Raw genomic sequence first — 12,411 nt, 5'->3', positions numbered from 1 at the left:
GCTACGTCGCTTGTTCACGTAACTTAAACCGCTGCAACTTGCCGGTCTCCGTGCGCGGCAGTGAATCGCGGTATTCAATCGCGCGAGGATATTTGTAAGGAGCGATACTCTGCTTGACGAATTCCTGTAGTTGTTTCGTTGTCGCATCGCCCGGCTCGATACCCGGCTTCAGCACGACAAACGCCTTGACGATCTGACCGCGTTCGTCGTCCGGCACGCCGATCACCGCGCATTCCGCGACGGCCTCATGTTTAAGCAAGGCGTCCTCGACTTCCGGACCAGCTATGTTATAGCCAGCAGAGATGATCATGTCGTCGGTACGGGCGCGGTACCAGAAATAACCATCGGCATCCATCTCGAAGGCATCGCCGGTCAGGTTCCAGCCGTCATGGACATAATCGGCCTGCCGCGGGTCGGCAAGATAACGGCAACCGGTCGGCCCCATGACGGCCAGCCGGCCAACGACACCTGGACCAGCCGGACGGCTGTCGTCATCGAGAATACACGCACGATATCCGGGAATGGGCTTGCCGGTCGCACCTGGCCGGACCGCATCGCCGGCGGCGGAGATAAAGATATGCAGCATTTCCGTTGCGCCGATGCCGTCTATCATGGAGATTCCCGTTGCGCGTTGCCAGGCATCGCGCGTAGCGGTGGGCAAGGCTTCGCCTGCGGATACGGTTTTCTTCAGGCTGTTGATATCGTACTTTGACGCGAGGGGTGCCATCTGTCGGTAAAAGGTGGGCGCGGTAAAGCATACTGTCGGCCTGAACTCCTGGATCGCCTGCATCAGGGTTTCCGGGGTCAGCTTTTCCAGCAGGATGGTTGACGCACCGACGCGCAACGGAAACAACAGAAGACCGCCGAGACCGAACGTGAACGCCAGTGGAGGCGTACCGATAAAAACATCGTCGGCGCTCGATTGCAGTGTGGAACGTGGAAAGCAATCGCAGACGGCTAGGATGTCACGATGGAAATGCATCGTGCCCTTTGGTCTACCAGTGGTACCCGACGTAAACCCGATCAGGCAAACATCTTCGGCGGAAGTATCAACGGACCGGAAAACGCCGGATTTGGATGCCATCGCCTGCTCCAGCGCACCCTGCGTGCCGCCGTAATACATGACCTGACGCAGCACCGGCGACTGCTCTCTCGCGAGCGCCATTTCTTCCTTGAGCTCGGATGCGCATAACGCGGCGCCGACTTGCGCCTTGTCGATGATGACCGACAGTTCCTTGGCGCGCAGCAGAGGCATGGTAGGCACGGCGATGCATCCAGCCTTCCAGACGCCAAGTATCGCCGCCGCCAGCATGGGATGGTTTGCCCCGCGCAATAGCACGCGATTACCAGGGACCAGCTTCATGTCATCCTGTAATACGGCGGCAATGCGGTTCGCATTTTCAAGCAGTGCGCGGTAGGTCCAGGCAACAGTGCGGTTACACACCGCTGGCTTATCCGCAAACCCATTCTCCACCATCTTGTCGAGCAATTCGACAGCGCAATTCACTCGGGGTGGATACTGCAGTTCGGGCAATTCAAAAACAAGCGTCGGCCATTGTTCGCGCGGAGGGAGATTGTCTTTGGCAAAGCTGTCCACATGCGCAGTTTCATTCATATCCGCTCCTTCGGTCACCGGCCGGAAAAACGCAAGCGATTGTGTCGCCGCGTCGTTGCGAAATTACTTTAAACCTAAACTATTTTAACTTCAAGGATTATTTGCGGCCGATTTTTGCGCGAAGTCTTGAGAATGATGGAAGGTGTTGAATGGAAGAAAGGGAAGACGGCGCAGCGTCATCCGCGGTCTTGTGCATCATGAAGCGCGCAGAAGAAGTAACGAAGCGTTCTGCTCACATGAGCGGCCTGTTGATGACGAGCCGCCTCGCTCAATGAATCAGTAGTGAATCAGTAGCGAATCAATGTCGCCGCGCCGCGGCAAGCTCTTCCGCAAGCACATTGACCAGGTCCGCCGCAGGTAACTCCCGTGCCAGCGCCGCGCCCTGCCCGGCCCACGTCACTGCATAGCCCTGTACGCCTTTTTGCGCTGCAGCAGCGGTCAAGGCCTTGGCGGCATCATAAGCAATTGGGTAATCGGGAATCGGCGGATGGCCGCTTGCGCCGATGTCGGTAACAAAGCGGTTCATGAAACCTCGCGCAGATCTGCCTGAGATAGCATCCGTCAGTTCGGTCCGATGGACATGCTCGCTCCTGAACAGGCCGCGGTAAACCGCATTGGCGGACGATTCGGGACAGAGCACGAAGGCCGTCCCCAATTGCACCGCACTTGCCCCCAGGGCCATGGCGGCGGCGATGCCCTGGCCGTCCATGATGCCGCCTGCAGCGACGATCGGCAGTGTCGAAGATTTGGCCAACAGGCGCACCAGTGCAAAGGTTCCGATACCAGCATCGCCTTGCTCAGGATCGAAAACTCCTCGATGCCCACCGGCTTCCACGCCCTGCGCCACGATGACATCAATGCCTGCCTGCTCGATCAGCCTCGCCTCCGCCGGCGTTGTTGCGCTCGCCATCAGGATGATGCCTGCGGCCTTGAGTGCTTCGATATAGCGCTGCGACGGAAGGCCGAAATGAAAGCTGACAATCGCCGGACGCTGTGACAAGAAAACCTCGAGCATGGCTTCATCCTCGACAAAACTCTTGTAAATTTCCTTCAGGCTTTCCGGCGGAGCAGCGCCCAACTTGTCAAAGTGCGGCCTCAAATGCGCGAGCCATCGTGCTTCGCGTTCGGCGTCAGATTGCGCCGGGCGGTGGCAAAACACATTCACATTGAAAGGCTTGTCCGTCAGTGCGCGCATCTCGGCAATCTGGGTCATCGCCTGTTCGGCCGTGCTGGTACCGAGCGGCAGCGAACCAAGCGCGCCAGCGTTACAAACCTCTGCGGCAAGTCTGACGGTCGAGACGCCTGCCATCGGCGCCTGAATGATGGGAATACGAATCCCGAGCTTGGAAAAGAGCGCGCTTGTCATACTTCACCTTTCTGGTTTCCGGGTTGACTGAATTCGACGACGATTTCTTTACTGCCTGCTTGACTATTCTATTCCAAAAGAAGATGATTTTAACCATATCATTCTCTTTTTAAGATTAAAAATCCGATGGATCTGGCTGTCCTCGAAATATTTCGTGCCGTTGCGCAGGAGAAAAGCGTCACGCGCGCCGCGCAACTTCTCGACCGTGTGCAGTCGAACGTCACTACACGCATCAAGCAGCTTGAGGAAGAGTTGGGTGCGGCGCTTTTTTTGCGTGAAGGCAAGCGTATGCTGCTGACCGCTGAAGGCAAGCGTTTCCTTAGTTATGCGGACAAACTGCTTTCGCTTGCCGAAGAGGCGAAGCAGTCGTTGCATCCCGGACAGCCGCATGGCACCCTCAGGATAGGCGCCATGGAGAGTACCGCCGCGACGCGGTTGCCGAAACCTCTTGCAGCATTCCACGCGCATTGGCCGGAAGTAAGTCTCGCAATTACGACCGGCACCTCGGAAGACCTGATTGATGCGGTTCGTGATCGCCGCCTGGACTGTGCGCTTGTGGCGGACCCGGCGGCCCTGCCATCCTGCAGCTTTGCCCATACTGTCAAAGAAGAGAACCTCGACTGGATCCGCTTGTACACCGAACAGTTGATGCTTGTACTGCCGGCACACCATGAGCCGGTAAGCGCGCCTGAAAAGATAAAGGTGCGGACGCTTGCGGGCTTCGGGCAAGGATGTACCTATCGCGAAATCGCGGAAGACTGGTTCGCCGGCGCGACAACAACACCCGATCAAAAACTCAGGGTGCTTCCGGTTAATTCCTATCACGCGATTCTGGCCTGTGTCGCCTCGGGCTCGTGTGTCGGCATCGTACCGCAGTCGGTGCTCGATCTGCGCAGCGAACCACTGCGATTGCAGGCAGTACCATTGATGGAGGTCGACACCTTGCTGGTCACTCGGGCAGGATTTCGCACCCCGGCGTTTGAAGAGTTTTTGCGTACTTTGCAAACGTCGTAACGCGGCTGCATCGTTACATCGTTGAGGATATCCCCTTGCATTCACACTGTAAGCATGGGCTTTGGCCGCTTTGCCTATACCGGCATGTACCAGCACATTTGTGACTTGATTCCACATGTCGTCGATTGATTTCGTGCATTGCAAAGATGTTTGATATAGACCAAGCGAAAGGGAATGAAGGCGAATCCGTTGAAACATGTGTCATTTACTTATCGTCGAAACCGTCCTGATTGATTCTACCTCGGAGATTTCGTAATGAAAAAGGTGATACCTATCGTGTTGACGGCGTTTCTTGCAGCTTGCGGCGGAGACAATAACGATGATGCAACGGTCGCGAATGCGCAGACTAATACTCCAGCTGCCGGCGCTACTCCCGCAGATTCAGCTATAACGACAGGGGCAACGCCAGGCGCGACAGATACCACACCTGCTCCATCAGCTGCTCCGCCAACACCGGCTGCTACAACGCCACCAGTTGCTAACTTCGATACAACTGACAATGCTAATCCAGGCAGTTCTTTCCTTTCTGAAGTATACCAATCGGGAGTTGGCGAATTGCAGCTCGCTCAATTAGCGTTACAACGCGCAACGAATCCGGATGTACGTCGTTTTGCGCAGACGCTAATTGACCACCATACGCAAATGAAGGCAACGCTCTCGCAGCTTGCACAGGCCAATGCCATTGCTTTGCCGTCAGCTGCAAATGCGGAGGATGCGGCGTTGCTGACATCACTGACTTCTGTACAAGCAGCCGATTTTGATCGGCTGTACATGCAACATCATCTCGGTGCACATCGCCAGGACCTTGCGCTATTCCAGCAGCAGGCAAACCTGAATTCGACACTCACGGCTACTGGGACAGGGACGACTGGTGCTACTGGTACAACTGGTACAACTGGTACAGGCACTACCACCGGCACTGGAACGACAACACCGAGCAGCCTGACAGCTACACCGACAGCCGGGGCCGGCCCCGCCACTGCGACCAGCGCTGCGCAAACGCAGACGCAAACCTTTGCCATGAACGCATTACCTGTGCTCAATACACATTTACTGCTGGCTAAGGAAATCAGCGGCTCGATCGATCCCGCCGCCTATCTCCTTGCCGCGTATGAAGATGGACTGGCTGAAATCGCGCTAGGACAGCTCGCCGCGCAGAAGGCAAGCAATGCCGAAGTGAAGGCATTTGCAACGATGATGGTGAACGAACATACCGCGCTGAACAACACGATTAAAACCCTGGCGACTGCGAAAGGTGTCACTCTCCCGGCCGACAATGCCGCGACCGCATTGCCGGCCGAACATCAGATTGTACAGAACAGCTTGTTGCAGCTTACTGGCAACGACTTCGACAAGGCGTATATGAGCCACAACGTCATCGTTCATCTTGCCGACGTGAACGCCACGACGATACAGTCCCAATCGGGAGCCGATGCTGAAGTACGGGCATTGGCAACAGAGTCCCTGCCTCGGCTGACAATGCACTTTGACAGTGCCAAGCAACTCTATCAAACGCTAAGCGCATCGTTCCTGGTTTCGGCCTATCAGGGCAACATCACTGAAATTCTGCTGGCTAAACTCGCGACATCATCCCAACCAGCGGCACCGAGCGACGCCGGAGCCACCGCCACGGGCACAGGTACAACTACAGGCACAGGCGCACCACAGGGCCAAGCCCAGAGTCCAGCAACCATACCAAGGGCAACTAACGCGGCGGTTCTTTCATTTGCACAGCAAATGATTACTGACCATGCCAATGCCAACGCACTGGTAGCCACATTGGCAGCGCAAGAAAATGTCCGGCTGCCGGAAGTCCTGCCCGCAGAAGCGGTTCTAGCGTTCCGTACCCTCTGGCCCCTGAGCGGTGAAGAGTTCGACCGTGCTTACATGACGACGAATGTGGAAGCCCATACGGCTACTGTCAACTTGTTCACGGATCGTGCGCAGAATGAAACCGACCCCGAACAGAAACAGTTTGCACAGTCGACTCTGCCAATACTGCAGGGACACCTGACGCAATCGCAAACAATCAGCGCAAGCGTTGGAGGTAGCTCAACGATCCCGAACTCGACTGGAACGACCGGGCCTACCGACACTACCGGAACCGGCACGACAGAAACCGGTACAGGCGCCACAACCGGTGCTGATGCGGACACCACAGCCGGTGCTGATGCAGGCGCGACGGGTACTACTGGTACCGATACTCCCACCTCCGGTACAGGATCCGCTGCGGATACCACTACCACTGCAACCGATGGTGCAGCGACTGACACCGCTGTAACTGACACTGCAACAACTGGTACCTGAGTCAAGCAAGAGGCGAAACAAGGACTGGCCGCCCGGCATAAAGCCGGGCGGTTTTTTCCCTCATGCTGTCTTGAAGTGCACGGCAAAGCGCGTACCCTTGCCCTCCGGGCCGGTGTCAACCACGATACTGGCATCGTGGATTTTCGCGATGTCATGCACGATCGCAAGCCCCAGTCCTGTACCGCTGGTTTTATCGTCCAGACGTATGAAACGCTTGAATATCTTTTCCCGGTCTGCCACGGGCACGCCGGGACCTGAATCTTCAACCACGATTGTCACGATGTCGATTTCCTGAAAACACTTCACCGTGATTCTGCCGTTGGCGTAACAATAGCGCACGGCATTGTCGACGAGGTTTTCAATCAGATCGCGCAACAGAAAGCGATCCCCCATGATTCTGGCCGGCTGCAGTTCGAAACCAATATCAATATTCTTCTTGTCTGCTTCCTGCACAAAATATTGGATCGACTCCGTCATCAATTTGTCGAGTTCGACAATCTCGAAACGCCTGTTTTCAACCTGTCCCGGCTCGGCACGCGCCAGCGACAACAATTGATTGGTCTGCCGGATCATCCTGTTGACAGAGTCTGTCATGAGTTGTGCCGATTGTTCTGCTTCCCGGCTCAATCCATGGCTCGTGCGCAGTAGCTCAAGCTGAGTCTTGAAACCTGCGAGCGGCGTGCGCAACTGATGTGCAATGTCGGCAAGGAAGGACTGTCGGGCGCGGCTATCGTCTTGCGCGCGCGCCAGCAGGCCGTTGATCGCGCGCACCAGTGGACGTAATTCAGCCGGCATATCGTGCTCTTCGGTTGGTGCCAGATCATTGACATGACGCGTGTCGAGACGACTACGGATTTTTTGTAAAGGAAAGAGACCTTCAGTGACCGCAAACCATACGATTGCCAGTGACGCGATGAACAATATGGTTTCCAGTCCGATCAGGGCAAACAGGATGCGCGACTGAATCTGTCGCCGCGCAGTGAGGGTTTCCGCAACGCCGATCCATAGATGCTCTCCCGCCACCACGACCTTCATTGCAACGACACGGACATGCAGATCCCGTAGATTGGCCATGTAGGCAATCGGCTCATTATTTCTGCCGGCGAAGAGAAGAAAGGGTGGAAAATCCGTATCACCGGCCAAGGTGACGCCGGCGAGGTCCCGCACTGCGTAAAACACCGAATCCGTCTGATTGACGCGCAACATGCGTTCCGCCTGATCCGAAAGATTCAGCGTGATCTTTCCATCGACAAGCTCGATGTGCTCACTCAGGTCATGCACGGTATCCACCAGATTTCGATCAAGCGCATCTTGCGCAGGTGACCACGCCAGCATATAAATCAGCAAGGCACCGACCAGACTGATGACAAAAAGTGGTGCGATCAGCCATTTCAGAAGGTCCGCCCGGATGCTGGTCGTCATTCCTTGCTCGCGTCGAGCATGTAGCCGAAGCCGCGTATGGTCCGGATCACGATTCCCGCTCCCGCGATCTTGATGCGGATGCGCGAAACATACACCTCGACCGCATTCAGGGTAAGCTCTTCACCCCAGGGAAGGATGGCATCCAGGATCTGTTCTTTCGACACGACTCGGGTTGCTTGCTGTAGCAGGTATTCCAGCACTGCCCACTCTCGCGCTGACAATTCGATCACTTTGTCGTTAACCCTCGCGCGCTTCGCATGCATGTCGAGCGTCAGCCCCATCAATTGCAGCTCCGATGGGCGTGGACTGCTGCGCCGGACCAGGGCGCGGATGCGTGCGGCCAGTTCTGGCGCGGCAAAAGGCTTCACCAGGTAATCGTCGGCGCCGAGTTCAAGACCCCTTACCCGATCCTCGATGGCGTCGCGCGCGGTAAGCAGTAGTACCGGAACATTGCTTCCCCGCGCCCGAAGGCGGCGGACAACTTCAAAGCCATCAATGCCCGGCAGCCCGATGTCGAGCACCACGACCGCCAGTTCACTGCGTTTGAGTAGTGCATCGGCATCCGAACCATTGGACGTCACATCGACCACCATCCCGTAGCCCTTGAGGATACGGGAGATGCCATCGGCGAGCACCGCGTCGTCTTCTACCAGTAAAACATGCATTGTTGTTAACGTTCGGTTACATCCATCGCACTACCGTTGTGCATGTCATAGCGCGTCCTGGATTGGATAAGGTTTTCTCTTGCGGCTAATGGTATTGGAAAATCGGGCAATGCGGGCCCTTGAAGAAATATTTTCCTTAGTGAAGACCCACCCCATGTCAGCTTGTTGTCAGGAATTCTTCAGGTTGCTGACAGCAGCGGTACTTATAGTCACGGCTCCCAGGAGCGTATCGCCGGATAGTGTCGTGTGCAAAAGGCTGAATCCCATTGAGACGCAGGCAGGTAAAGACGTTCGGAAACCGGCGGGTTTTGCCGGCCGCGTTTTGAAGCGGTTCAATGCGATCGCGTACGACTGTGCGATGCAATTTTAAAACCTATCCTCCTCAACGAAGGCAGGATTAACAACATTGGAGACCGGTGTGCCTAACTTCATAAGGAACCCCCAGGATTTCTGGTCGGGTGTCATTTTTCTTGTTCTCGGACTTGCCGCAGTCCTGATCGGTCGCGAATATGCAATGGGAAGCGCGGGCCGAATGGGCCCTGCATACTTCCCTAGCTTTCTCGGCGGATTACTTGCAGTGATTGGTGCCATTTCGGTCGGTCGGTCGATGTTCCGCTCCGGCGAACCGATTGAGCGCATCGCGATCAAGAATCTCCTCATTATTCTCGTGGCCGTCGTGTTGTTCGGCCTGCTGATCCGCGGCGCCGGGCTGGTAATTGCCGTCATCGTCCTGGTGATGCTGAGCGGCTTCGCAAGCCAGAAATTCCGTGTACTGCCGTTCCTCACTGTGGCGGTTGGCCTCGCGGCGTTCAGCGCCCTGGTCTTCGTGGTAGGGCTTGGCCTGCCAATGCCGATCCTCGGCTCCTGGTTTGGATATTAAGGAACTACCATGGAAATCCTCAGTCATCTTGCACTCGGTTTCGAAACCGCGCTGTCGCTCAATAACCTGCTGTATTGCCTGATCGGCGTGTTTCTCGGTACGGCCATTGGTGTGCTGCCCGGTCTTGGCCCGGTAGCAACCATCGCGATGTTATTGCCTGCCACCTTCTCGCTGCCCCCGATCGCTTCGCTGATCATGTTGTCGGGCATTTATTACGGCGCGCAGTACGGCGGTTCCACCACCGCGATTCTGGTCAACCTGCCGGGAGAATCATCGTCGGTGGTCACCGCCATCGACGGCTACCAGATGGCGCGCCAGGGTCGGGCGGGTAAGGCACTTGCCACCGCCGCTCTCGGTTCCTTCTTCGCCGGGACAGTCGCCACCTTTCTGCTTGCCATGTTTGCGCCCCCGCTGGCAGAACTGGCATTGAAGTTTGGCCCTGCCGAATACTTTTCACTGATGGTGCTGGGCCTGGTGGCCTCGGTGGTGCTGGCGCACGGTTCGCTGCTGCGCGCGATTGGCATGATCATTGTCGGTCTCCTGCTGGGCCTGATCGGCACCGACGTCAATTCAGGCACGCCGCGCTATACCTTCGATGTGCCGCAACTCGCCGACGGTATTAACTTCGTCGTCGTTGCCATGGGTATGTTCGGCCTTGGAGAAATCATCTCCAATCTGGACAATGAAGAGACGCGCTCGATGCTGTCGATGAAAGTCGGCAGCCTCATGCCGAACAAGGACGACTTCAAACGCATGGTCGCCCCAGTCCTGCGCGGCACTGTCCTCGGCTCGGCATTGGGCATCCTGCCCGGCGGTGGCGCGATGCTCTCGTCGTTTGCTGCTTATTCGATCGAGAAGAAGGTGTCGAAGAATTCGGCACAGTTCGGCAAAGGCGCCATCGAAGGCGTGGCTGCGCCGGAATCGGCCAACAATGCCGGTGCACAGACATCCTTCATCCCGATGCTCACGCTTGGCATCCCATCGAATCCAGTGATGGCGCTGATGATTGGTGCAATGATCATCCAGGGCATTCAGCCGGGACCTGCGGTAATGACGGAACAGCCTACCCTGTTCTGGGGCATCATCGCCTCGATGTGGATTGGTAACTTCTTCCTGGTCGTGCTGAATCTGCCGATGATCGGCTTGTGGGTGCGCATGATCATGGTGCCGTACCACTTCCTGTTCCCTGGCATCCTGGTGTTCTGCGCCATCGGTGTGTTCAGTCTGAACAACAGCGAATTCGATGTGTTCCTGATGGCGGGCTTTGGCCTGGCCGGCTATATCTGCGCCAAGCTTAAGATGGAAGCCGCACCGATGATGCTGGCCTTCATTATCGGGCCGATGATGGAAGAATATCTGCGTCGCTCACTGTTGTTGTCGCGCAGCGATCCGTTAGTTTTCCTGCAGCGGCCGATCAGCGCCACCATGCTGGTGATGTCGGCGCTTGCCCTTGCGGTGGTGTTGCTGCCTTCCTTGCGCCAGAAACGTGAAGAGGCGTTTGTGGAGTGATAAGCCCGGCTCAGCCTTTCGCAAAGACAGGTGGATTATCCGGACGAGCTTGTATACGTCGTCGCATATCGCCAGACACTGCATAGCAAGAAATGAAAAGGGTTGCGACAAGGAAGTCGCAACCCTTTTTTACTGAATATCTGGTGCCAGCTGAAGGCCTCGAACCCCCCACCTGTTCATTACAGTTGAACCGCTCTACCAGATGAGCTAAGCCGGCATCGTGATTATTAGTGTAATCAGATCCCGTTGGCCGTTCTTGATCTTTGCCAAATGACGAAACGACTTCGATCCTGTGTAGGGTATTCCACAAATCCTAAGGCGTATTTTTGACAACGGCGGCATACCATTGCTGACGCGACAGGCCTTTTTAGGCTATGTATTCATAGTCACCGTGGTGTCAGCTGCTTGTCAGGCTTTCACAATGAAAGCAGCGTAGCATCCTGATTGTCTCCTCTCTTGCTTGAAAAAGCTTAGCCCGCAAAGGTTTTGTTTGCGGGCTTTTTTTTGGCCTTATTATGAGGCTGCGACTGATTGCAAGACCTTCAATCCAGCCTCCTGCAAAATTTTCCATCGGGTCCTATACTTGCAAGCGCTACGCGCCGACAGAGTAGCGGACAATTTAAGGAGACAACATGTTGCATCCACAGGCAAAAGCGCTTCTCGATCTCATTGAACAACGCGGCGTACCAGCAACGCACACGCTCAGCGTCACCGATGCACGTACCTTCTACCGTGAACGGCGCGGCTTTACCCAGCCAGACCCCGTCGAAGTTGCGGAAGTTCGTAACCTTCAGGCCGAAGGGCCACATGGAGCGATTCCATTACGCCTCTATAAACCGCTTGGTGGCGACATGGATAGAGGCTTGCTGCCGGTGCTGGTGTACTTCCATGGCGGAGGCTGGGTCATTGGTGACCTTGATACGCATGATTCGTTGTGCCGACAGCTTGCGAACGCTTCAAAGTGCGCAATTGTGTCCGTTGATTATCGACTCGGTCCCGAGCATCGCTTTCCTGCTGCGGTGGACGACAGCATTGCGGCAACCCGCTGGATTCACAAGGAAGCACCTAAGCTGGGCCTGGATGCATCGCGGCTTGCCGTAGGCGGCGATAGTGCGGGGGGCAATCTCGCCGCTGTCGTTGCGATTGCCTTGCGTGACGCGGGTGATGTCCCGATCGCCTTCCAGCTCCTGATTTATCCTGCCACTGACATGCGCCGCGGCGCACCGTCACATACCACCAACGGTCAGGGTTACTTGCTGACCAGCGATACGATTACGTATTTCCATGATCATTACATCGACGACGCGACCCATGACCTTGACTGGCGCGCATCGCCGTTATTGCATCCTGACCTGACCAACCTGCCGCCGTCAATTGTGCTGACAGCAGGATACGATCCGTTGCGTGATGAGGGTTTGATGTACTCGCAACGCCTGAGCGAATCGGGAAATCGGGCAACGCATATTTGCTTCGAACGCCAGATTCATGGATTTATTACGATGGGTCGAGTGATTGATGAAGCTAATGCCGCAGTGGAACTGTGTGCCTCGCAAACTGCTCGTTATCTGTCCCGCTAAACTAGCAACTCCCGGAAAGTTGCAAAACCTGTAATCTTTGGAATGAATCGAATGAT

General features: G+C 56.0%; 9 protein-coding genes and 1 tRNA gene. 5 read left to right on the top strand and 5 right to left on the bottom strand.

All coding sequences use genetic code 11. The features are described from left to right. Position 1: 1 nt before the first annotated feature. Positions 2 to 1,615, bottom strand: a complete 1,614-nt coding sequence (locus ASE07_RS27640) for an AMP-binding protein (RefSeq protein WP_057294027.1) — start codon at positions 1,613 to 1,615, stop codon at positions 2 to 4. A 298-nt stretch (positions 1,616 to 1,913) separates the two neighbouring features. Continuing rightward, positions 1,914 to 2,981 (bottom strand): NAD(P)H-dependent flavin oxidoreductase, encoded by a 1,068-nt coding sequence (locus tag ASE07_RS27635; protein ID WP_057294026.1) that lies wholly within the window; start codon positions 2,979 to 2,981, stop codon positions 1,914 to 1,916. A 126-nt stretch (positions 2,982 to 3,107) separates the two neighbouring features. Here ASE07_RS27635 and ASE07_RS27630 point away from each other — a divergent pair, with 126 nt between their 5' ends. Further along, positions 3,108 to 3,995 (top strand): LysR substrate-binding domain-containing protein, encoded by an 888-nt coding sequence (locus tag ASE07_RS27630; RefSeq protein WP_057294025.1) that lies wholly within the window; start codon positions 3,108 to 3,110, stop codon positions 3,993 to 3,995. Between the two features lie 255 nt (positions 3,996 to 4,250). After that, a complete protein-coding gene (locus tag ASE07_RS27625; RefSeq protein ID WP_082584543.1) occupies positions 4,251 to 6,302 on the top strand; it encodes a DUF4142 domain-containing protein in 2,052 nt (683 codons plus the stop codon). Between the two features lie 60 nt (positions 6,303 to 6,362). Here ASE07_RS27625 and ASE07_RS27620 read toward each other — a convergent pair whose 3' ends face one another. Continuing rightward, positions 6,363 to 7,724, bottom strand: coding sequence for a sensor histidine kinase (locus ASE07_RS27620; RefSeq protein WP_057294023.1), 1,362 nt, complete (start codon positions 7,722 to 7,724; stop codon positions 6,363 to 6,365). Further along, complete coding sequence (locus ASE07_RS27615) at positions 7,721 to 8,389, bottom strand: response regulator transcription factor (protein WP_057294022.1); 669 nt, start codon at positions 8,387 to 8,389, stop codon at positions 7,721 to 7,723. The genes ASE07_RS27620 and ASE07_RS27615 overlap by 4 nt, the downstream gene beginning before the upstream one ends. 418 nt (positions 8,390 to 8,807) lie before the next feature. Here ASE07_RS27615 and ASE07_RS27605 point away from each other — a divergent pair, with 418 nt between their 5' ends. Then, the gene (locus ASE07_RS27605) at positions 8,808 to 9,269 is read left to right on the top strand and encodes a tripartite tricarboxylate transporter TctB family protein (protein ID WP_057294074.1); all 462 of its coding nucleotides are present in this window, start codon (positions 8,808 to 8,810) and stop codon (positions 9,267 to 9,269) included. Between the two features lie 9 nt (positions 9,270 to 9,278). Next, on the top strand, positions 9,279 to 10,778 hold the full coding sequence (locus tag ASE07_RS27600; protein WP_057294020.1) for a tripartite tricarboxylate transporter permease: 1,500 nt from the start codon (positions 9,279 to 9,281) through the stop codon (positions 10,776 to 10,778). A 141-nt stretch (positions 10,779 to 10,919) separates the two neighbouring features. Here the strand turns inward: ASE07_RS27600 and ASE07_RS27595 are convergent. Continuing rightward, a tRNA-Thr gene (locus tag ASE07_RS27595) sits at positions 10,920 to 10,995 on the bottom strand. 415 nt (positions 10,996 to 11,410) lie between these two features. Here ASE07_RS27595 and ASE07_RS27590 point away from each other — a divergent pair. Further along, complete coding sequence (locus ASE07_RS27590; RefSeq protein ID WP_057294019.1) at positions 11,411 to 12,355, top strand: alpha/beta hydrolase; 945 nt, start codon at positions 11,411 to 11,413, stop codon at positions 12,353 to 12,355. Positions 12,356 to 12,411: the final 56 nt, after the last annotated feature.

Origin of the sequence: Noviherbaspirillum sp. Root189, assembly GCF_001428545.1 — a bacterium.
GTDB lineage: Bacteria > Pseudomonadota > Gammaproteobacteria > Burkholderiales > Burkholderiaceae_D > Noviherbaspirillum.
Note: the sequence above shows the minus strand (reverse complement) of the source record. Positions and strands in the feature narration are given on the sequence as shown.